This window comes from Paenibacillus sp. N22P23, assembly GCF_059383735.1.
Map to the genome: position 1 here is coordinate 133,243 of NZ_JBXENT010000010.1, position 20,216 is coordinate 153,458.

Here is a 20,216-nt window from a genome sequence, read left to right on the forward strand (position 1 = left end):
GCGTTTTTCGCGAAATCTACAAAAAAATGAAAAGAGGGTATCATCGTGCAACCATTTATTTATTTGCCAAACAGACGGCGAGATGCGTTTAAGCGTCCTATAGATGCTTTTGTTACTACATATTTGGATAAGCTAGCTCCAGTGTTTGATAGAATCGACGAAGAAGCACAGGAAACAGCCGATGAACATTATACTGCGATCGGTCGATTCTTCGATCCAGAGAACAGTGACCCAGCGGATTTTGCTGAAGAAGCCCGGGAGGTTGGTTTTGAGCATTGGGAGAGCCTGGTGCTGATGCAATACAATACCCGATTGATGAGTATTGCTACGTTATATCAATTCTGGGAGCAGCAATTCAGAAAATTTGCTTTCGAGGAATTAACGAGACATCACACCTTTACTTATATAAAAAAGGGTCAAGAACATGTCCTTGAATTCAATTTGTTCTGCACCAAATGGGACGAGATTGAAGATTTGCTTGAGCAATGCGGGATGGATCCAGTGTTTTTGGATTCATGGGCTAAGATAAACGAACTTCGCTTACTTCAAAATGTCATTAAACATGGCGATGGAAAGTCAGCTAGTGATTTGGAAAGCATCAGACCTGACCTATTCCGCAAAGTAGGCGATACTAAAATCATGGACCTGTACCTGACGGTTCTGAATGAGCGTGCGCTTGATGTTGCGGATGAAGAGATCGTAGCTTATGGCGATGCGATCAAGCATTTTTGGGACGAGCTACCTGAACACATGTACTTCAAAGAGTTAATTAAGGAGAATTGATTATCATGCCTAGAAACGAACACCCTATCGAGAAAACAGAATCTCTTGGCCATGTAGTGAAAGTGCAGCAGGTCATCGACTTCATGGTACTCTCTGATCTTACAGGTGGTCAGCGTTATCATAGTGAAATGGAACAATTCATCACCGAGACGTTCGAAGGCGTCGGCGTCAATGATGCTTATTTCAGTAACAGATTAAAGGCATTGACTGAATCCGGACATGTAACGCGTCACTGGGACGGCGATAACCGGTACAACCGGTTCTATCGTATTACTGACTCGGGCATGGAGTATTTCAAACTCATGCTCCGTGAGCTGCCGGATCGGGTGAAGCGAGCAAAGCGAGTCTATGACCGCTTCGATTCGTATATCGAGAAATTTGGGAAGATGCATTTGAAGTAAGAGGGGGCGGCAGATATGAACGAACTTAGTTACCAGGAAATGATCGAACAAATCAAAGCCCGCTTCCCTGAAGGCACTGTGCAGAAGCGTGGCGATAACGGCCGCGCTTATATCCCTAACCAGGTCTATAACGATCGCGTCGAAGAGGCTACACAAAGTCAGTGGAATCAGGAATTTCGGGAAGTTGAAATCAACGTTCCACATCGCTACGTGAAAGTCGTCGCTCGAGTTACGATCGGCCCAATTTCTCGCGACGGAATTGGTTTTATGGAAATAAGCGTTGATGATAATGGGCGGGCAAAACAATTGACAACAGCAGTAGACCAGGCGAAAGCAGAAGCCGTGCGTGAGGCACTCGATACTTGGCAGATCGGCTGGCGGGACCTTGCGCCGTACTACCAAGGCGAGAAAGATTGGGGCAGTAATCCAGCTCTAAGACAGCTTCTTAACTCTACAGCGCCGGCAGCGCCGGATCCGAGTTTACTACCCGCTTCCGTAGTGGATCGCATATGCAAAAAATGTTCTGTGAAGTTAACCAGCAGTGAATGGGTATTGCTTGGTATGGGACAGGGGATTGACCGTAGCGTAATGACATACTGTTATCCGCATATTCCCGGACATCTTAAAAAGAAAATCCCCGCAGAGAAGATTGCGGAATTTGAAAGGAATCTAACTAACCGTTAACTTATTAAGTTTACTCTCATGAGAATCCGAATAAAGGCATATTCTCCTTCTGATAGGAGGATATGCCTTCTTGTGATTTAGTCCTTAAATATTATTTGGCTACAGCATTCGATAAAATATTTATTTTTCCTGTGATACGCTTAATATTATTTAAGATGGGGGGAGTTAGGGTATGAAAGAGAAGTCGTATCCTGAACATAATAGTATAATCGTCTCCGTTGTCAAAACAAAAGGGTATCATATGCGACCTATGGAACTTAAGGGCCTGGATACAAATGTCGGTGATGTTCTCTTCGCAGTAGGTCCAATTGACAAATGGCACGCTCTTCTCGGAGAGTTTCTTGCTATTGTACACGGTCTAGCTTACATGAAAATGATTAGAAGTAATAGGACCGTGTATAGTACTTCCTCTGCCGCGATTAAATGGGTTAATCAGAAATTTGTACCCGAACATGAATTTACGATTTTTGTAAGGGACAATTCAACAGCGCAAATTTGGAACTTGGTTGACCGTGCTGTCCGATGGCTTAAAGAAAATACATATTCGAATAAGATCCTGAACTGGCATTGGGGCGATATAGATATTTATCATTGGGAGCTTTACGATAATTGCAAATTGACACTAGAGCTTGCCTCCGTATCACAGTGTCTATCCTGCGGTTCGCCTCTTGAAATGCATGGTATGAAGCTATTATGTAGCAATAGGCTTGGCTGCAGACAACATTTTTTAGGAAGTATTACACATTTCGCGGATGCGATGGGCATCGACTCATTCAGCATCATGACTGCAGAGCAGCTATTCGACGAAGGAGTCGTTCGTTTTGCTGCTGATCTCTATGATCTAACCTACGAACAACTTATGTGTCTTGAAGATTTTGAAGACAAGAAAGCTAAAAGGATTGTCGATTCCATAGAGAATTCAAGACACTGTGATTTGGAGGTCTTTCTGTATTCGCTAGGCATTCCAAATACAAGCAAAGCTACTGCTAAAGTATTATCCGACCATTTTGGCAGCCTAGAAGCTGTTCGCTCTGCGACTATTGATGAAACTGTTCAATTAGAAGACATCGGAAGGATCGCAGCGGAGAGCATCCATGCTTTCTTTAATGACGCAATTAACTCGAGAGGCTTGGATAACTTACTGGATTTTGGTGTAAGGCCATCCACCAATTAAAAATAAACAGCCGCCTTTTCCGGAAGATGAGCTTGAATGATAGGACTACATTTCATCCATTCCTAACACTCCTATGCTATATTATTAAAACATGAGAGGAGGGAGAGGGCTGATCCAGTCGGGTATCTATACTGATAAGTTTGTTTTGAACTTTGAACAACTATGTACGAATGGCTCTCTGATCCGGGCTAGAATTGTTAAACCACGCGGCAAATTCTTGAATATCTCTGCACGCATACTTTCGGTTAATACAAGCTCGCGTTCTCTGCTTCTATATGACGTTGATCGGAAGCAGGTGGAGCATGTGCTCCTTTGTGAAATCGATGATTACTCGTGTTGTCACAGCAGCAGTATAGATAATAAAAGTACTGCTGCGCCTCACAATAAAGAGGTTTCAGAAAAAATTGGAAATATGTCCGATCCATAGTATTATACTAGTATATTAGATTACTAATATATGAGTATTGATTTCTAATCTATAAGGCAGAGGGGTAAGAGGTATGGGGAAGCATGACAAACTAAAGGGTCTTATGGCCGGCGTGCTGCTTGGCTCGACGATTACCGGAGCAACAGCTTACGCAAGTTCGGGAACGAACATCCAGGTGTTTTTCGAGAATATCCGGTACATGGTGGACGGGAGTCAGAAAACACCTTCAGCTGATCAAAAGGGGTTTGTTTATAAAGGAACTACGTATGTTCCGCTCCGATTTGCAAGCGAGTCGCTAGGCAAAGATGTGAGCTGGGATGGCAAGAACAAGACGGTATGGATCGGTAAGAAGCCAGGTGCTTTTAAATACCTTTCTTCTATTAAGTATGCTCGCTATGATGTTTACTCAGATAATTATCTCGGATTCGACGTTACACCAAAAGATCATGGCGAACAGCAAATGACCATTACAAATTCTTCATTTTCCCACGGAATCTCATTCCAGTTGGATATGTGGTCACAATTTAAGGGATCTATTGATTACAACTTGGATGGCCAATACAATAAACTAACAGCTCTCTTAGGTGTCGATGATATGTCACAAAATACTTTGGCGAACACTTCTGTCACGTTTATTGGCGATGGGAAAGAACTTGCTAAATATAGTGACTTGAAAGGTGGAGATCATGCGCGCGAAGTGAATATTGATTTAACAGGAGTGCTGAAGCTGCAGATTAAGTTTGAAAGCTCAAGTGATTTCACAATCGTCGATTTAGCCGAACCGAAATTGTTCCAATAAATATGTTCTGCAGAGGGGGCGTACTTTAGCTCCTTCTTTTTTTTCATAGCTCTACTGGCTACAACCATTCATATTCGGTGCGCGTGTAAACGTGGGATTTTCGTTTCGCTCACCACTCAACTCACACACATGATGATGAGATGGAGATTAATGAGTAGAAATATTTGGAGTTCTGATAGTTATATAGTACTATACTAATATACTACTATATTAATATATTACCTTTAAATAAAGGCGGTGACTTGATGGATGCATTTATCGAGCGTGCGCTCGGCAGTTCTGGACATTTATCTAAGCTTGTTCAAGGATACAGCCCGCGAGCCCCGCAAGTCTTAATATCGACGAAAGTCGGACAAGCGCTGGAAGAGGGAAGACATCTTTTGGCTGAAGCAGGAACGGGTACCGGTAAATCGCTCGGTTACTTAATTCCAGCCGCAAAATGGGCAGTCTCGAACAATAAAACCGTCGTTATCTGCACGCACACGATCCCGCTCATGACACAGATCGTAAATGTCGAGCTCCCGCGGGTGCAGCAAATTATTAAAATGGAGAACCAAAACCTCAAATATCAGCTTGTAAAGGGAAAATCCCATTACGTCTGCTATAAAAAGATCGAAGGTCTATGGCAAGATAATCTGCGCAGCAATAGCCAAGAAGCAAAGCTGGTACAGCGTATTTTTACCAAAGTGTCAAAAGAGAAAATCGGCGATCGCAGCGCATTTGGGTTTGATATTGAAGATGACCTCTGGAACCGGATATCTGCTTCAAGTTGTCCGGCCGTCAAGAAACCCGACAACTGCATGATCGAGGACTTGAAGGAAAAGATGCAGAAGGCACATATCATCGTGACGAACCATGCTTACTTTTTCACTGATTTACTCACACGCAAGAAGATGGGACATGGGACGCTACCGCCATACGATGCTGTCATCTTCGATGAGGCACATGAGCTCGAAGACGTGTGCTGTAACATCTTTGAGAAGGAGGTCGATTTAAAACGTTTCGAAAATCTCTTCGATTATCTATTTCAGCGCGAGGCAATGAATGACTTGGATAAAAGCATTCAACTCGAGCTCTCACAATTACGCCAATCATTCATGCAGAAACTTGATGAAATCTATGGCATTGTCGGCGAAGAGATGAAAAGCAAGAGCGACGTCTTTAAACTCATGAGCGATAAAATTGAGCTTTCGGAAGTTTGCGCGATCCTGACCCAATTTATTGAGCGAGTGAAGTCACTAAAAATCAAAGGTGTCTCAGATATTCTTGAGCGTCTCTTTGAATCCAATGACGATCTAGATTTCATAGGAGAGAAAGAGAAGAAATCATGGGCGTATTGGGTGGCTGTTCACGGCCGAGGAACTGTATCACTGCATGCCGCACCATTGTTCCCAAAAACCGTATTGGCAAACGGACTTTTCGATAAAGTGCCGGTTGTACTCGCAAGTGCAACGATGTCTACGAATGGTACGTTTTCCTTTTTTGCCGGTCGCTGCGGAGTCAAAGACTATGACAGCATTATGGTAGGTAGTCCCTTCGATTATGAAAACAAGACTATGATCATTTGTCCTGATGATTCGCCACTGCCAGATAGTTCAGATTTTCTGAGCTATACGAACGAGAAGCTTCAGGAAATCCTAATGTACTCCGGTGGCCGGATGCTTGTACTCTTTACCAGTTTCGATGCCATGAATCAAGTCGCTCGAAAGTTTCAGCAACATTGTATCGATCGGGGGTATAGCTTGCTGGTCCAGTTTCCTGGTTGCGATCGGGAAAACATTATCCATCAGCTGAAAACGAATCCGCGGACTATCGTGCTAGGCTGTACGAGCTTTTGGACGGGGGTGGACGTTGCAGGTGATGCATTAACTACGCTGGTCATTGTGAAGCTGCCGTTCCCGATGCCGCACGAACCACTCATCCAGGCTCAAATCGCGCTCATTGAACAGGCCGGGCGCAATAGTTTTGTTGATTATATGTTCCCGAAGATGATGATTAAGCTCAAGCAAGGCTTTGGTCGACTCAATCGTTCAGTGAAATGCCAGGGCGCCGTCATTATTCTCGACAGTCGTATGAGGACTAAGCGGTACGGTAAGACAGTAATAAAGAGCCTGCCTAAATGTAAGTATTCGGAAAAGCTTGAAGATATCGTTCAAATTCTACCTGTATAAGAGGGAGTGGTTGTTATGATGGGTAAATCCCATTTGGTAATCAGCACAGGAGTTACATTAAGCGTACTCGGTCTAACGCATCAGCACATTACTTGGCCGATCGCCGCAGTGACGGCGGTCAGCGCGCTGCTGCCGGACATTGATGAACCGAACTCGCTTCTTGTTTCCCGCGCGATCCCGACCCGCTTCTTGCGATTCTTTCAACTAGCCCTCATTGGTCTTGGCGTCTTTCTCTACTTCTTCGGGCGTGAATATGCGCCGTGGAATACGGCGCTCGCAGTGTTAGTCGGCATAGTATCATTCATGCCAACGCGGACACTTCGTAATGTGGTGATGGTTCTAATAGGAACTGGGCTCATTACATTTGGCCATGCCTTTATCCCGTGGAATTATATTGTCGGAAGTCTCGTCATTCTATGTGCGCTTTTGCCTCACCGAGGACTTACACATACGGTGTTCGGCGTAGCCGGCTGGAGCACGCTGCTTTATTTCTCGACAGCACATTACGACCACACAATTTGGCTTGCCGGCGGATTGTCGTATTTGCTCCATCTGCTTGCCGATGCCCTAACCAATCGTGGAATTCAGCCATTACCGCCATTGAAATGGCGCTTGAAACTAAATCTAATGAGTACTGGTACGACATTCGGTTCTGTCGTTGAAGGCGGATTTATTATCCTTACCTTTGCTCTTGTTTATCTCGTATTCTTCCATCACGGATCCATTTTATCTTAAGAAAGAAGGACTGTCATATGAGACTAGATTCTTACGCATTGATGCAGCATCCATTTGTAAATCTTATCTTCGCTGGTTTAAAAGAACGGTTTCAGCTTACCCGTCGAGAAAGTGAAGTTCTACAGCTACTAATGATAAATGGTTCATCCAACCGGGAGTTGAGCGTTTACCTTAACGTTACAGAGAAGACGATGAAAAACCATATCGCAAGTATTTATCGAAAATTCGATGTTTGTTCAAGCCGCGAAATCCAAGCGATTGTTTTTCGTGATGCACTTCTGCCGGTATTTAATAGCGCCGCCACGAACCTGAAAAAATCAACGGAAGGACGTAGTTCATATGCTGCTTTATCATCTTAACCAGGCTGCTGCAGAGGAGAGGGAGAGCATGGAGGTCGGTACGCCATTGCTAACCGTAGAAGCGATCCAGTTTATCATACATGCATTAGAGGAAGAATCATTAAAGAGCACTGCATTTCAAGACGCAAATTCGTAATACAGTCGGGATGCCACTAAACTGGCCCCGATTTTTATTTATTCAACTGCTAGTTTATGCTATAATAAAGGCATTACGATTATGTTTTTCTTTCCTTTGCCGTCAATTTTTTCGGCGAAGAATGGGTATATGTGGCTTTAGCCGCATCATTTAAAATGGACGTATCAGGCTGGAAACATGAAGTGTGCCTATTTTGGCGTACTTTTTTTGTTTTCGGCCTTTTTTTGCGTTCAAACAGAGGAGGAAATAGAAATGAGTATGAGTATCAATTTGTCCCGTTTGAAGGAGAATCTGCCGGCACAAGAAACTTACCTGCAAGGGTATACACCGGGGCTATTCCGTGCAATCGACGCCGCGCATCATAATTCAAAGAGCTCGACTGTCGATTGGAATGGATTCACGTTAGCTGAAGCAAAGCAGGCTTTGGATATGGCACAATGCTACGAGAGCGATGAGAATATTGATGAGATTGAAGTTGAAGAAAGTGGTCCTCTTCCAAATGAGGGGAACGCCATTCATGAATTTCTACTCACAATTAACGCGATCTCGAGTATTAAGAAAATCCAACCTGACAAAGCCGGCGATAACGTCGATTTCTTCTAAAGGGGAGTGGGGTAATTGGAACGTTCATTTTATTGTTGGGAACAAGTCTATCAAATGCAGGCTACTTATGACGCATTCGTAATGTGCAAGATGACACATGACGCCGGAATCGATATTGTCAGTAGTCCTATTGATTATTACTGCTACAATTTTGGCGATCAATCAGATGTCTTCTGGTCATGCATGCGGAAGCTCTTCGAGGATGTTGAACATCTTGACGATGGGATAAGTGAGCACGGTAGTGAAACGAGTATCTACCGATTCAAACTACCCATGTTAAATGATCTATATCCGCTTCTCACTCCAGGTGAGAGAGATGAGTTGATTCAAAAGTATAATCGGATGCTCGCCTGCTGCGACGACAATTTCTCAGAATTTGAGATGGAAGGCTTTGTCGATGGTGCCTATATCCGACTTACAGTCATTGGTGGTTACGGGTACTACTCGAGCTTTCTGGATCCTTTGGTGGCAATACGTAATGAAGTTCGAGAGCTAATTCGCGTGCGTAAAGCCCAAATTACCAATCGAATCCAAAGTGTGGTCTTGCTTAAGACGGTATATGACCGTCTCGGCATTGTAGTTGAAACGGCTTTGGATGAGCATGTAAACGTGGTATTCACACGAATTATGGGACAATGCACAAGCATGAGTATAGCACTCAGTCCAGATGATCCGTTTGCATTCGAAACGATGCTCATAATGCTCGAACAAGCTATTCAAGCACAGGTGGTAATGGATAAATCAAATAGAGGGGAAGTGGCAGCATGAATGCAGCTGCACAAATGGAAAAGGAAACTGGCACTAAAATGGTCATCACTGTTCGGGAACATGGACTTTCATCCATTGAGGAATTTCACGATGGAGTTAGGCTTGGGGAAGGGGTTTATTCGCACGAAGCTGTTGCGCGGGCCGTCCTTCAATCCATAGACTATGAAGCCATCCGAACACCCATTTTGCCGCGGAATGCGCTTTACTACTCGGAGGGACCAGGAAGACGATTTGTATTTCTTGAAATCCCGCCTCATCGCAGAAAGGTATTCTACCATGAAGCGACGATCGAGGAAGTGCCATTCCCGAGGCTAATTGCTGGTTTCGAATTGACGAATCGGGAAGACAAATTAGCCGTGACAAAAGTATATGTAGCTGCGCTGGAGGACCATGTCATTCCTAATGAGGAATCGATGGTCTATTTTTATCCTTATACCAACGTTAGCGATCATGTTGTCTGCTGGGGCGGTCAAAAGCTTCCGATCATCGAACGCGTATCACAGGTCGCGACCTTATCGGAGTTATTCTTCAACTCGCCAAATTCAGATTGCTATTATTCCAGTGCGAATACGAGCAAGCTGAACTATCGCGAGCTCGTAACTAGTCTCCAAGGAAAGTCCTTTCCGGATAAATACTTGAAGACGACTGGTCTGAAGCTCCAAGAGTGGATCACGAGCCTTACAAATTCGGTGAATTAATCGTTAGGTGTACATTGAAAAATTAACTATACATTTGGAGGTAATAGATATGTCTAAAGAAAAAGGTCAACAGGATTTGTTTTCTTATTTTGGTGGAGCTGATTTGTTCTCGCAAGTGCCGGTGACAGAAACGACGGAAACGCAGCAACCTGCATCATCTACTCAGGAAGAATCACCAGTGCCCGCAGCTGATCCCACTTCAAACCCGAGTGAAACTGCAGGTGCTTCTTCAAATGTTATTTCGCTTGCGCAATTGCGCAAGGGGCAACATCAAGAGCGTGGCGATGACGATTGCACAGACAGCTGCCAAGAAGATTCCGAGGACCAGGAGACTAGTGAAGATGAGGACGATTTGACTGAAGATGAAGGTCCGGACGAAGGTGCCGCTGATCGAGACGAACTCCGTGGCGGTAGCGGTAATACTGAAGTTGCTGCCGATAATAAGGCTAGTAATAGTAGCGCCGTTACAGCTAAAAAAGAAGATAAGAAACCAGTATTTGACCTGGGGACGTTTATTGCGTATGCAGGCAATAGCATCTCACTGACCAAGTTTTTCAGTGCAGAACAACTGGCTAGTCTCGACTTAGAAGCCGTTCGTAAGCGTCTTGAGAAAGACTTTCCTGAGCTATCTAAACAGCGCACAAAAATGGAATGGGACGAGAAGAAGAATTTCATCTGCCCGATGGTAACAGGCGGAAAGAAGGGTGCTTTCATCAAAGATGGATTGAAAGGCATCTTTTTCCGCTCACAGGACCTTATTGCGAACAAAGAGCCAATCAATATCCTTGCAGCAAGAGATGGATACTACGAGTTGCGTGAGAATGCAATCGGTGTATTCGTTTCAAGGTTGCCGGTCGTTGAAGAATTGGAAGAATGCCGCGAAGGGTTTAAGATGAGTCTTCCGAGAATACCAGATCTTATGTTCGCACAGCTTGTGAGTTTCTTCAGCGATTATGCCTATTTGGATGTTGAGGTGATGGGTGTCTTCTACTGGGATATGGAGCTCAAGAGATATTTGCTTGATGTTCCGTTCCAAACGGTATCCAAGGTCCGCGTCGATGCTAACTATAGTGAATTTCCGTCACATATCATCAAGGTGGCAGAAATTCACTCGCACAACACCATGCGAGCGTATTTCAGCGATGTTGATGACGCGGATGAACTGGGTACGATGCTCTATGGAGTGGTCGGTCGCCTTCGTAAACGGGATGATCACGTACATTTCGATCTGCAAACCCGAGCAGGGGTCGCCGGCCGCTTCATTCCAATCGAACCGGAAGTCATTATTGAGGGGGGCTATTTCCCACTCGACAATGAATTGATTCCAATTCGGTACCCAGCTCCATGGCATGATCGTGTTACAATCGCTCAATTCGTTTCTGTTTCTACTGGAGGTAATGCGAATGATTAACCTATTGGAGTTTCATCAGCCAAAGAAACTATATGATAGGGAACCAAATGGATTCTATTACTACATCGTCATGGTCGGCTGCGGTGGGAATGGCGGATACGCGGTGCAGCGAATCACCAAAATGCTGCATGCATTCGATCAAGTTCAATCGTTTCTGATGCTTGCCGATCCGGACACGGTGGAAGATAAGAATTTACATCGTCAGCCCTTTATTAAGCCGGATATTGGCAAGAAGAAGGCTGATGTATTAGCTACACGCTATGGTGCAACATACGGCCTTAAAATCGGTTCATCGTCGGACCGTTATATCGAATCAGTCGAGCAATTGGAAAGTCTTTTCTCGCATACGGATTATTTGAATACGAACGGAAAGTTCATCCAAAAAGTGTTGATTGGTGCGGTAGACAATGACTTTTCCCGACAGATCATGAATGATTACTTCGAGAAAGCGGATGATCTGATCTATATTGACGCCGGTATCGAAGGCGTCATGTTGCCGGGTAACGGTTTAAAAGACGAGTCTGAATGGACCGATGAAGAACGCCAGGAGCACTTGGAAAGCGGTTATTCCGGTCAAGTTGTCGTCGGTGTGAAGAAGAGGGGGCAACTCCTTCTTCCGTCACTGAATGGCGTGTATCCGATCGATGCGAAGGATGCAATTCCACCTTCGCATAGCTGCGGAGTCGAGCCATATCAGCCTCAGCGTATGATTGCGAATGAAATGGCCGCATTCCAAATTACGACCGTAGTGAACGAGTTGTTTGCAACAAACTCTGTTCTCATCCATTACACCAACTTTAACGCGCGATCGGCAGTTTCAAGGACTGTGTATGCGGAAGACGTCGTTGTTAGTCCCGCTTCACAAGGCAGCAGCGCTACCGAGTCGGAAGAGGATGTAGACACGCTAGCTGGTGAATATGCGTATGAGTCTGAGGAATAACATTTAGATGAGCAATTTTCAAAGAAGAACGAGGCATCCAGCCTCGTTCTTCTTTTTTTCAACAGAATGTAGGTTACAACATCGAAAAACTAACGGGCACAATAACTCAATAAACATGAAGAAACGGGTGCTGGCATAAGATTGCCTTCGTTTCTCAATAAGCGGGCAGTTATCTTCCAATTCATACTCACTTAGGTACGTATCTCACTCCCTTTAATCCAAAAAAACGGTGAAACGGGAATCCGGAACGCCAGGGGTTTTTCTTGCGTTGTTTCGCATCATACACATACTTGCTTCGCCTGCCATGTAGGAAGTATAAACACGAGACGGATGACGATAGCCTTCACGGTGTAACCATGCATGAAAAAGTGAACCTGCTAAAGTCACATCTAAAAGATCCGTTCTAGCTATAGCGCGAGGGTTAATTGTTACTGATAAAGAATTTAAATCGGGATTCGAAGCATTTTCTGCTTTTATCGTAAAATTAGGAATGGTTGAAGAGGGTACTTGGTACAAGATATTTGCACGTGCAGCTCTTCCAAACCCGTTCGCAACGATCATACGAGTTAAACCATCCATCTGAACAGAGGCGGCAGCTGAACCAGTCGCTATTTTTGCATCAAACCAGACAGGGGCAAGGTTGAATCTAGCATACGTATTAACGCAAGTTTGATAAGCGGATCGACCACTATCTGTTGCTTGTGCATAGTGTAACCTCCAGCTTTCCAGATTTCTTGCAATTAAATTGCGAATCCGCGTTCTCTGGGTGGAAGTGAAACGAGTGTCAACAAAAAACGTCATATTCGCTGGCAGTACTACACCGGCTTCAGCAGCTGGTACAGGCACAATGATCCGCACAAACGTTTGTGATATCCTTACAGGTTTTACTGGTAACGCTAATCTTCTTATTTTCCGTACCATAAGATCCCTCCCTCAATTTTTCGAGAAATGAATCATTCTTCTTGCACACAGAAATGTTTTCTTCCAGTGTGGCTTATCGATACTGGAGATGATTACTTTGTTCTTAGGGTACGGTATGCAATGGATCATTTCCTGATTACCAATATAAAAACCAACATGTCCGGGAATGTCGTCTGTGCTAAATCGTTCAGGAACAGCAAAGAAAAGTAAATCACCTTTTTGGATTTGATCTAGTTTAACTTTCACACCATGTAAAGCCTGATCTCTGGCTGTGCGGGGTAAATGTATCCCATATTTTTCGAAAATATGCTGAGCGAGGGAGGAGCAATCAAACTTTCCTGACTTGGGGTAAGGAGCTGCTCCATACTTAAACTTAACACCAACAAAGCGCTTTCCGTATTGAACCAAAGCGTTTAGGCTACCTTGTTTCAAACGATTCACTCCCATTGTGATTTTTCGGTACTATATGCGTAATTCAATTTGTAGGGATGGGTGGATACAACAAGCCTATTGATTATGATCTACGTCAATCTAACTCGAAATTATTGACGGAATTTGTCAGATGTACTATTATTAACGTATTACGATTCATGTTTTTTGTTCTTTGTCGCTACTGTTTCGACGGAGAAGGAGTATCACCGATTTGTATCGGTACATTCATAAATAAGGCTTATTTAGCCATGGAGATGCTAAGCACCAATTTATTGTGGTGTTTTTTTTGCGTCTTCATGGCTATTTTTATGCTCAAAATTGGAGGGAATAGATATGCCAGCTGCATCCGGTTATAAGACGATCGTTCATTATTACCTGCAGAAAGGCCTTTGGAGTATCCACATGAAATCCTGCTGCTATCAGGGACAGTTTGTCGTTATCGATGGTGCCTGGTCAACGGAGATTAAGCCGAACCGCAAGAGCAATCCGCGGGGATGGGTCACCGCTAGATCCCACCAAGTAAGGTTCTTCAGTTCAGAGGAGGCGCTGTTACCTGATAATCGAGTAATGCTTGAAGATGCACGCCGGCGCGCGGGCGATCGACTCCGATACGATAAGGTGAATATGACATTCACCCATAATCACGGAAACGGTGGCCTGCTCTTTACTCCGGAAGGCGCATTCGTCCTTCAGCAGCAACCGTCAGCTATCTCCGATCCCTTTTCGTACTTTGAGGGAAGGGAGGCTGTCAGCAGTCATGGTTAATGTGATGGAAATGAAACGAGGAGCAGAAGCTTTTGTACTTCCACAGCTCCCGTCAGAGATGCTTCCTATGGAAGAGTATGATGAAGTCCATATCAACGTTAGCGGCGGTGCGGATTCGGTTGCGACAGTCTTAGTCGCGCTGCACGGCTACAAGATACCAAAGGAGAAAATCAAACTCGTTCATATGCGCGTCGATGGCGATCCGGCATCGGGTCGGCGCCCGCTGTTTGACTGGCCTCAGACAGATGGCTACCTCGAGTACTGCAGTAAGGCACTCGATTTGCCCCTTATCGTGATTTGGGATGAATTGGGCCTGGAGGGACGTATACGCGATCGCGGAATGTTTCCATCCTCTCAATGCCGCTTCTGCACCTCGTATTTGAAGAGGGATGTATATGCAAAATGGGTTCGGCAGTTTGATGATGTGAAAATTCTGCTACTTACAGGCGAGCGGTCGGAAGAATCGACCGAACGCGCCGAGAAGCCAGTTTTCAAGCTCCATTCCGCGCATGCCACCGGTCGGAAAAAGCGGCTTGTCCACTGGCTCAAGCCAATCAAGGACATGCTGAAGACCGAAGTACGGCAGCTTTGTGCGGATTATGGCATCGAGCTGCATCCTTGCTATGAATGGGTCACGCGTTGCTCATGCAAGTTCTGTATTTTCAATACGTCTGCTGAGATGGGCCGCACTTCGCAGCTCTTCCCGGAGGACTGGGTTTACTTGAAGCAAATGGAGCGAGACCTGAATCACACGATGAAGAGCAAGGATGGGAATCCGCTTTCGCTGAGTGCATTTATTAAGGAGGACCAATACACGTTCTTCTAATCGTCCAATACATACTATTTCGGGAGGTAATACCATGGCCATTTTTAAAATAGCATCCGAAACCACTGTTCCAAACGAGCTTGTCTCCAGGATGCAAACCATTGTCAAAGATATCGTTAAGTTCGAGAAATACTGGTCAGATTTTGAGCATGTTGATCGCGTAGAGTTGAATCAGAAACCTGGCGTGTACGCCTGGTACGTCTACGACTGCGGCACGCATCTCATGCCTCTGAAGGACATGAATGCAGTACTGGAGTTTCAGCGCGAATGGCTCGGAATTGAACACTCGCAGGCTAGTCTGAAACCGAAGAAGACTTCAGCTGAAAATGCGAAAAAATCAAGCAAGAAATCAGAAGAGAAGTCGACCAAAATTAAAGAGGATCCGGATCGGCTATACGTGCTAAATACACGTACTGGCGATATCCGGAGAGTAGAAGGGTTCAGAAAAGATGTGAATCTCGTTGAACGCTTACTACTAGCCGCACTGTAAATGTACGGACGCCTTGAGGGGTTCTGAAGCGCTCCCGCTTCAGTTCTCCAATTAGGCTGCCCGTGCAGTCTTTATCTCAAACTACTCACACTTCTAGGAGGAAGAAAATCATGAGCCAAATGACCACTACTGAAATGAACTATCAAGTATTAATCGAAGAGGACAAGGCTGAGGGCAATTTCATCGCGTACATCCCGGCAGTCCGTCTCGGTGCCCTCGGGTATACCTTAGAAGAAGTTCGCGCAAATGCCATTGACTTGCTCCAAATGGAGATTGAGTCCCGGCTGCAGCAAGGCAAAGGAATTCCTCTTGATAATACCGCAACAATGGAACATATCACGATTGCTGTCCCGCTCCAAATCGCGAAATAATAGCATATTTATTCCACGCCGCAGCCCCCGGTTATAATAGGGGCTTTATGTATTTTCGGAGTTACCTTTTCATATAGAAATCGTGTTTGCCGGTGGTAATCTGCTTGATGGTGCATCTGCACTATATTCTCAGCCGAGCCAGCCATTACATATATCATGTTCCACCACCGCATGCTATGGTCATGGGTGGAGGTTATTGCTTATGCTTAATCAACCGATAAAACCAATGCTGCTACAACCTTTGACGCCAGAGAAGATTAAATCAAGCTGGCTGTCGAGTCTGAAATGGGATGGTTTTCGCGTCCAAATTCACTATTCCGCCGGTAATGTGCGAGCGTTCACTCGTCACGGCACAGAAGTAACCGACCGTTTTCCAGAGCTCCAACAAATCAAATTAAATGCAAAGTCAGCGATACTTGATGGAGAATGCATTGCATTCGATCTTACCCAGATTGCCGATCAGACAAAATATTGGTGGGACGACGCAATGACGCGATTTAATACAAAGAAACCTGCAGCAGTTCAGCAAATTTGCAGGACTATAAAGGCTCATTTCCCTGTCTGGGACGTCGTATGGGTGAATGGCGAGTCTGTCACTCAGAAGACATTTCTGCAACGCAGGGAACTGCTTCAAGCGATTGTACCACCGTCAGATGTTGTCTCTGTCACTCCCTTATATGAAAACGGCACACAGCTATTCTTGAACGCTCAACAGCAGGGACTAGAAGGGATAGTCCAGTACAATGGCGATGCACCGTATTATTTAGATTCACGGCCGCAGAACGTCATCGTTAAAGTGAAGGCATATCAATACGCAACTTGCCAGATTTCTTCGATCCGAAAGAAAGAATTTGGGTGGGGTCTGCAGTTAGATGGTAAATATGTCGGCGTTATTGAATTCCCCCCACATCGGGACGTTATACGAGCATTTCACGCCATTTCTAAGCAGATAACAATAGGGGAGAATAAAGAATGGGTCTTCCTTGAAAAAGTCTTGAGCTGCCGGGTAAAATACCAATGCACGACAAAAGATGGAAAGCTCCGTTCTCCTAAATTCGAGGAATTCTGCAGTGCTAGTTCTGTGGTATAATTAAAACAGCGTTTCGCAGAAACTAATCCTTTTTAGAGAGAGGAATTACATTGTTATTACTCGCCGCAACTCCAAGTACGGCACCTGAATATACAGGTGATTGGATCTCATTTTCCGGAAGTATAGTCGGAGCATTAATCACAGTTGTCACGTTTTGGCTTACTCTAAGATATTACAGAGAAAAAGATAAAGCCGATGCTCATGACAAGGAAGTAAAGCAGCGGCTAAGTATTGCGCCATATCTGTATGTGAAGGCTACAATGCTTGATAATCACCAAAATGCTCATTATTCGATAAACTTTAACTCTGCTGAGAACGGTACTATGAACGTTCTTACAAGTACTTTTATTGTTAAAAATGTCGGTCTCGGAACAGCAGTAGAAATTTCTTTTCCAAGGTTATATCCGTTTCCAAATGCCAACGTAAGAGATGCAAATATCATACTTGCTCCTGGAGAGTCCACGACGGTTGAGTTATCAGCTGATTTCAATGGACTCAGGAGCGGGGTAGGGAATACAATTTGGTTAACTTGCAACTACAGTGACCTATTAGGGAATAATTATCAGCAAAGTATTTCGCTGAATATTGATTTAGAAAAAAAATATTTTAGAGTCCAGGGTACTTCTAAACCAGAGTTAAAATCTCTTGAGGATTGAAAATATTTAGTTGTACAATGCCGGAGGCTGCTGCTTCCGGCATTTTTATTTTTTTAGCGGGCTCTCTCATGAAAGCCATTAGTGGAAAAATCCGTATGCACAAAAAATTTCCTTTGATAAAACACACGAGTGTGCCATATAATACATAAACGAACATATGTTCTAATCAGCGGAGGTGGAGCATGCAATTCGACATCGATAAATTACCGAGACATAACATCATGTGCATCGATGCCAAATCGTTCTACGCCAGTGTTGAATGCGTTTTGAGGGGCCTTGATCCCATGACAACGTATTTGGCTGTCGTCGGCGATCTTTCGCGTCGTGGTTCGGTGTGCTTAGCTGCCAGTCCCTTGATGAAAAAACATTATGGCATCAAAACGGGGTCCCGTTTGTTCGAGATTCCTCACGATCCTAAAATTCATATCGTGCAAGCGCGCATGCAGACGTATCTTGATTTTGCAATGGAAGTGCCGAAAATCCTGCAACGGTATATGCCAATCGAATGCATTTGTGTGTACTCCATTGACGAGCTATTCGGGGTACTGGACCACAATATCTTCGGAGACAAATGGAGTGTCGCGCGTGAAATTCAGTATGCTATTAAGACACAACTCGGAATTCCTACTGCAATTGGCATGGGCGATAACTACTTCCAAGCCAAGGCTTGTCTCGATATCCTTGCCAAGAAGAATGTCTCAACTGATTATATAGACGAAGTATCCTATGAGACGTTCGCTCAAAAAATATGGGATCATCCGGTTCGGGACTGTTGGGGTGTCGGCAGCCGGATGGAGAAAAATTTAGCACGAATCGGTATTTTTAAAATCGGTGATCTCGCAAAGGCGAATCTCACCCGAATGAAAGCCCGCTTCGGTATCATTGGCGAGCAGCTCGTTTACCACGCGCAGGGCATCGATCTGACAAATCCTTATTACAAACCAGAGTTGAGCCAGAATTCAATTGTTCAGAAAGGCTTCGGCGCCGGCATCACTCTCCTTCGGGACTATAATTACAGGGATGAAATTGTTACTGCGATCCTCGACCAAACCGAGATTGTCGCCTCGCGTGCTCGAGCGGCAAAAATGACTGGCCGTACGATCAATTTAGCTATCGGTTATTCTGACCAATTAGGGGGCGGGGGATTCAGTAAAGCCCGGACGATATCCGTCCCGACCAATCTTACGCATAAGATGTTCCACGTATGCAAGGAGCTCTTCTACGACAATGACAACAAGACTGCTCCAGTACGCAACATTCACGTTGGCTTGACCAACTTGGTTCCAGATGAAGTCACACAGCTTGACTTGTTCGAGGATGATACAAAAGATCGCCAATTGGCTGAGGCTATGGATAGCATTCGCAAGCGTTTCGGTACAACGGCAATTACCTGGGCACGTAGCTATTCGAATGGCGGAACAGCAATTGATCGGGCCGGAAAAATTGGAGGTCATAATGCATGATTAAAGACCGCGGAAGAATCAAGTGGGCGCCGTTCCTCATCCCAGAGCATAAGAAACGGATCGCCAAGATGTATCAGGCAGAGGATGACGTTGCGCAACCGGTGCTCGATGAGCAAAGACTTGAGGAGCTGCAGGAGAGAATAGCAGAAGCACTTGAAAATAATTCGCTTCTTGTGGTTACTTACTATCTAGACAATCGAATCCGAACCGTAACGGGGAATATTAAAAAGGTCGATTCCATATTAAGCGTGCTTCATCTCTATTCGCCAGATGGAGCAGTGAAACTCCCGCTTCAGTCGATTATTAATCTACAAGTTGACTGGCAGGTTGACTAATCGCCTAAAGCGAAGGTTATTATAGGTTCAGGAGGGATGCATATGTGTGGGAGATTCACAATAACGGCCGAGCTAAATGAAGTCATTGAAGCATTCTCTATCGATGAAGTGAACTACAATTTCGAGAAACGAGTGAACGCAGCTCCTACACAAACGGTCCCGTGCATCGTTGAGCGTGATGGGAAGCGGGTGCTAGAAGGGCTGCGATGGGGTCTTATACCATTTTGGTCAAAAGACGCTAAGATCGCTTACAAGACGATAAACGCCCGCGCGGAAGGCATAGAAAAGAAGCCCGCGTTCCGTCATCTGCTGAAACGGAATCGCGTACTCATAGTCAGTAACGGTTTCCTAGAATGGAAGCAAGAGAATGATCGCAAGCAGCCATACCGCTTTCAATTGGATTCGCGGGGCGTTTATGGGTTTGCGGGCTTGTATGATTCCTGGCAGGATCCATCATCCGGCATTGAGATTAGATCAACAACAATCATCACTACAACACCGAATACTATCGTCGCTGATGTGCACGATCGAATGCCTGTTATTTTGACAGGTCCGGAGGCAGATGATTGGCTAAGTCCACAGATGGAAGAAACTCAAGAAGTTCTGAGTTTTCTGAAGCCGTATCCTGCTGAGCGAATGTTCAAATATCCCGTCTCCAGGGATATAGGTAGCGTGAAGAATAACAGTTTTGATTTGTTAGAGGATATCTCTTTAAATTCGTTGTAATTAATGAACGCCAACACATTATCTGTGATGGAGTTTTTTGATTTAGGTTACT

Annotated in this window: 24 protein-coding genes; 22 read left to right on the plus strand and 2 right to left on the minus strand. The window is 44.8% G+C overall.

Annotated features, from left to right (window positions below):
* Positions 1–45: 45 nt before the first annotated feature.
* The 13 genes from AC506A_RS26970 (at position 46) to AC506A_RS27030 (ending at position 12,089) form a co-directional block, all read left to right on the plus strand.
* Positions 46–783, plus strand: a complete 738-nt coding sequence (locus AC506A_RS26970) for a hypothetical protein (protein WP_495464101.1) — start codon at positions 46–48, stop codon at positions 781–783.
* Positions 784–788: 5 nt separating this feature from the next.
* Complete coding sequence (locus AC506A_RS26975) at positions 789–1,184, plus strand: PadR family transcriptional regulator (RefSeq protein ID WP_495464102.1); 396 nt, start codon at positions 789–791, stop codon at positions 1,182–1,184.
* Positions 1,185–1,199: 15 nt separating this feature from the next.
* On the plus strand, positions 1,200–1,868 hold the full coding sequence (locus AC506A_RS26980) for a hypothetical protein (RefSeq protein ID WP_495464103.1): 669 nt from the start codon (positions 1,200–1,202) through the stop codon (positions 1,866–1,868).
* A 172-nt stretch (positions 1,869–2,040) separates the two neighbouring features.
* The gene (locus AC506A_RS26985) at positions 2,041–3,042 is read left to right on the plus strand and encodes a helix-hairpin-helix domain-containing protein (RefSeq protein ID WP_495464104.1); all 1,002 of its coding nucleotides are present in this window, start codon (positions 2,041–2,043) and stop codon (positions 3,040–3,042) included.
* Positions 3,043–3,542: 500 nt separating this feature from the next.
* Entirely contained in the window at positions 3,543–4,268 is a 726-nt protein-coding gene (locus tag AC506A_RS26990; RefSeq protein WP_495464105.1) for an NPCBM/NEW2 domain-containing protein, read from the plus strand.
* A 245-nt stretch (positions 4,269–4,513) separates the two neighbouring features.
* Positions 4,514–6,439 (plus strand): ATP-dependent DNA helicase, encoded by a 1,926-nt coding sequence (locus AC506A_RS26995; RefSeq protein WP_495464106.1) that lies wholly within the window; start codon positions 4,514–4,516, stop codon positions 6,437–6,439.
* Between the two features lie 15 nt (positions 6,440–6,454).
* Entirely contained in the window at positions 6,455–7,174 is a 720-nt protein-coding gene (locus AC506A_RS27000; RefSeq protein WP_495464107.1) for a metal-dependent hydrolase, read from the plus strand.
* Positions 7,175–7,191: 17 nt separating this feature from the next.
* Complete coding sequence (locus AC506A_RS27005; RefSeq protein ID WP_495464108.1) at positions 7,192–7,533, plus strand: response regulator transcription factor; 342 nt, start codon at positions 7,192–7,194, stop codon at positions 7,531–7,533.
* A gap of 388 nt (positions 7,534–7,921) precedes the next feature.
* Entirely contained in the window at positions 7,922–8,272 is a 351-nt protein-coding gene (locus AC506A_RS27010; RefSeq protein WP_495464109.1) for a hypothetical protein, read from the plus strand.
* Positions 8,273–8,287: 15 nt separating this feature from the next.
* Complete coding sequence (locus tag AC506A_RS27015; protein ID WP_495464110.1) at positions 8,288–9,040, plus strand: hypothetical protein; 753 nt, start codon at positions 8,288–8,290, stop codon at positions 9,038–9,040.
* Entirely contained in the window at positions 9,037–9,738 is a 702-nt protein-coding gene (locus AC506A_RS27020) for a hypothetical protein (RefSeq protein ID WP_495464111.1), read from the plus strand. Before AC506A_RS27015 ends, AC506A_RS27020 begins: the two co-directional genes overlap by 4 nt.
* Before the next feature lie 49 nt (positions 9,739–9,787).
* On the plus strand, positions 9,788–11,149 hold the full coding sequence (locus AC506A_RS27025) for a hypothetical protein (protein WP_495464112.1): 1,362 nt from the start codon (positions 9,788–9,790) through the stop codon (positions 11,147–11,149).
* On the plus strand, positions 11,142–12,089 hold the full coding sequence (locus AC506A_RS27030) for a ThiF family adenylyltransferase (protein WP_495464113.1): 948 nt from the start codon (positions 11,142–11,144) through the stop codon (positions 12,087–12,089). Before AC506A_RS27025 ends, AC506A_RS27030 begins: the two co-directional genes overlap by 8 nt.
* A 213-nt stretch (positions 12,090–12,302) precedes the next feature.
* Here AC506A_RS27030 and AC506A_RS27035 read toward each other — a convergent pair whose 3' ends face one another.
* Complete coding sequence (locus AC506A_RS27035; RefSeq protein WP_495464114.1) at positions 12,303–13,010, minus strand: hypothetical protein; 708 nt, start codon at positions 13,008–13,010, stop codon at positions 12,303–12,305.
* Between the two features lie 12 nt (positions 13,011–13,022).
* Positions 13,023–13,442: a C40 family peptidase gene (locus AC506A_RS27040; protein ID WP_495464115.1), complete on the minus strand. Its 420-nt coding sequence runs from the start codon at positions 13,440–13,442 to the stop codon at positions 13,023–13,025.
* Between the two features lie 333 nt (positions 13,443–13,775).
* Here AC506A_RS27040 and AC506A_RS27045 point away from each other — a divergent pair, with 333 nt between their 5' ends.
* The 9 genes from AC506A_RS27045 to AC506A_RS27085 all read left to right on the plus strand — a co-directional run bounded on the left by AC506A_RS27045 (position 13,776) and on the right by AC506A_RS27085 (position 20,164).
* On the plus strand, positions 13,776–14,207 hold the full coding sequence (locus AC506A_RS27045; RefSeq protein ID WP_495464116.1) for a hypothetical protein: 432 nt from the start codon (positions 13,776–13,778) through the stop codon (positions 14,205–14,207).
* The gene (locus AC506A_RS27050) at positions 14,200–15,033 is read left to right on the plus strand and encodes a phosphoadenosine phosphosulfate reductase domain-containing protein (protein WP_495464117.1); all 834 of its coding nucleotides are present in this window, start codon (positions 14,200–14,202) and stop codon (positions 15,031–15,033) included. The genes AC506A_RS27045 and AC506A_RS27050 overlap by 8 nt, the downstream gene beginning before the upstream one ends.
* A gap of 34 nt (positions 15,034–15,067) precedes the next feature.
* Complete coding sequence (locus AC506A_RS27055) at positions 15,068–15,523, plus strand: hypothetical protein (protein ID WP_495464118.1); 456 nt, start codon at positions 15,068–15,070, stop codon at positions 15,521–15,523.
* Positions 15,524–15,633: 110 nt separating this feature from the next.
* Positions 15,634–15,894 carry a type II toxin-antitoxin system HicB family antitoxin gene (locus AC506A_RS27060; protein ID WP_495464119.1) on the plus strand — a complete coding sequence of 87 codons (261 nt, stop codon included), beginning with the start codon at positions 15,634–15,636 and terminating at the stop codon, positions 15,892–15,894.
* A gap of 202 nt (positions 15,895–16,096) precedes the next feature.
* The gene (locus tag AC506A_RS27065) at positions 16,097–16,984 is read left to right on the plus strand and encodes an ATP-dependent DNA ligase (protein ID WP_495464120.1); all 888 of its coding nucleotides are present in this window, start codon (positions 16,097–16,099) and stop codon (positions 16,982–16,984) included.
* A gap of 50 nt (positions 16,985–17,034) precedes the next feature.
* Positions 17,035–17,640, plus strand: a complete 606-nt coding sequence (locus tag AC506A_RS27070; RefSeq protein ID WP_495464121.1) for a DUF8453 domain-containing protein — start codon at positions 17,035–17,037, stop codon at positions 17,638–17,640.
* A gap of 182 nt (positions 17,641–17,822) precedes the next feature.
* Positions 17,823–19,103: a Y-family DNA polymerase gene (locus tag AC506A_RS27075; protein ID WP_495464122.1), complete on the plus strand. Its 1,281-nt coding sequence runs from the start codon at positions 17,823–17,825 to the stop codon at positions 19,101–19,103.
* A complete protein-coding gene (locus AC506A_RS27080) occupies positions 19,100–19,438 on the plus strand; it encodes a YolD-like family protein (protein ID WP_495464123.1) in 339 nt (112 codons plus the stop codon). Before AC506A_RS27075 ends, AC506A_RS27080 begins: the two co-directional genes overlap by 4 nt.
* Positions 19,439–19,480: 42 nt before the next feature.
* Positions 19,481–20,164 carry an SOS response-associated peptidase gene (locus AC506A_RS27085; RefSeq protein ID WP_495464124.1) on the plus strand — a complete coding sequence of 228 codons (684 nt, stop codon included), beginning with the start codon at positions 19,481–19,483 and terminating at the stop codon, positions 20,162–20,164.
* Positions 20,165–20,216: the final 52 nt, after the last annotated feature.

Excerpts from the sequence above, each read along its gene's own strand:
- AC506A_RS26975 (WP_495464102.1), top strand. The coding sequence starts at position 789 with ATGCCTAGAAACGAACACCCTATCGAGAAAACAGAATCTCTTGGCCAT.
- AC506A_RS26980 (WP_495464103.1), top strand. The coding sequence starts at position 1,200 with ATGAACGAACTTAGTTACCAGGAAATGATCGAACAAATCAAAGCCCGC.
- AC506A_RS26985 (WP_495464104.1), top strand. The coding sequence starts at position 2,041 with ATGAAAGAGAAGTCGTATCCTGAACATAATAGTATAATCGTCTCCGTT.
- AC506A_RS26990 (WP_495464105.1), top strand. The coding sequence starts at position 3,543 with ATGGGGAAGCATGACAAACTAAAGGGTCTTATGGCCGGCGTGCTGCTT.
- AC506A_RS26995 (WP_495464106.1), top strand. The coding sequence starts at position 4,514 with ATGGATGCATTTATCGAGCGTGCGCTCGGCAGTTCTGGACATTTATCT.
- AC506A_RS27000 (WP_495464107.1), top strand. The coding sequence starts at position 6,455 with ATGATGGGTAAATCCCATTTGGTAATCAGCACAGGAGTTACATTAAGC.
- AC506A_RS27005 (WP_495464108.1), top strand. The coding sequence starts at position 7,192 with ATGAGACTAGATTCTTACGCATTGATGCAGCATCCATTTGTAAATCTT.
- AC506A_RS27010 (WP_495464109.1), top strand. The coding sequence starts at position 7,922 with ATGAGTATGAGTATCAATTTGTCCCGTTTGAAGGAGAATCTGCCGGCA.
- AC506A_RS27020 (WP_495464111.1), top strand. The coding sequence starts at position 9,037 with ATGAATGCAGCTGCACAAATGGAAAAGGAAACTGGCACTAAAATGGTC.
- AC506A_RS27025 (WP_495464112.1), top strand. The coding sequence starts at position 9,788 with ATGTCTAAAGAAAAAGGTCAACAGGATTTGTTTTCTTATTTTGGTGGA.
- AC506A_RS27030 (WP_495464113.1), top strand. The coding sequence starts at position 11,142 with ATGATTAACCTATTGGAGTTTCATCAGCCAAAGAAACTATATGATAGG.
- AC506A_RS27035 (WP_495464114.1), bottom strand. The coding sequence starts at position 13,010 with ATGGTACGGAAAATAAGAAGATTAGCGTTACCAGTAAAACCTGTAAGG.
- AC506A_RS27045 (WP_495464116.1), top strand. The coding sequence starts at position 13,776 with ATGCCAGCTGCATCCGGTTATAAGACGATCGTTCATTATTACCTGCAG.
- AC506A_RS27050 (WP_495464117.1), top strand. The coding sequence starts at position 14,200 with ATGGTTAATGTGATGGAAATGAAACGAGGAGCAGAAGCTTTTGTACTT.
- AC506A_RS27055 (WP_495464118.1), top strand. The coding sequence starts at position 15,068 with ATGGCCATTTTTAAAATAGCATCCGAAACCACTGTTCCAAACGAGCTT.
- AC506A_RS27060 (WP_495464119.1), top strand. The coding sequence starts at position 15,634 with ATGAGCCAAATGACCACTACTGAAATGAACTATCAAGTATTAATCGAA.
- AC506A_RS27065 (WP_495464120.1), top strand. The coding sequence starts at position 16,097 with ATGCTTAATCAACCGATAAAACCAATGCTGCTACAACCTTTGACGCCA.
- AC506A_RS27075 (WP_495464122.1), top strand. The coding sequence starts at position 17,823 with ATGCAATTCGACATCGATAAATTACCGAGACATAACATCATGTGCATC.
- AC506A_RS27080 (WP_495464123.1), top strand. The coding sequence starts at position 19,100 with ATGATTAAAGACCGCGGAAGAATCAAGTGGGCGCCGTTCCTCATCCCA.
- AC506A_RS27085 (WP_495464124.1), top strand. The coding sequence starts at position 19,481 with ATGTGTGGGAGATTCACAATAACGGCCGAGCTAAATGAAGTCATTGAA.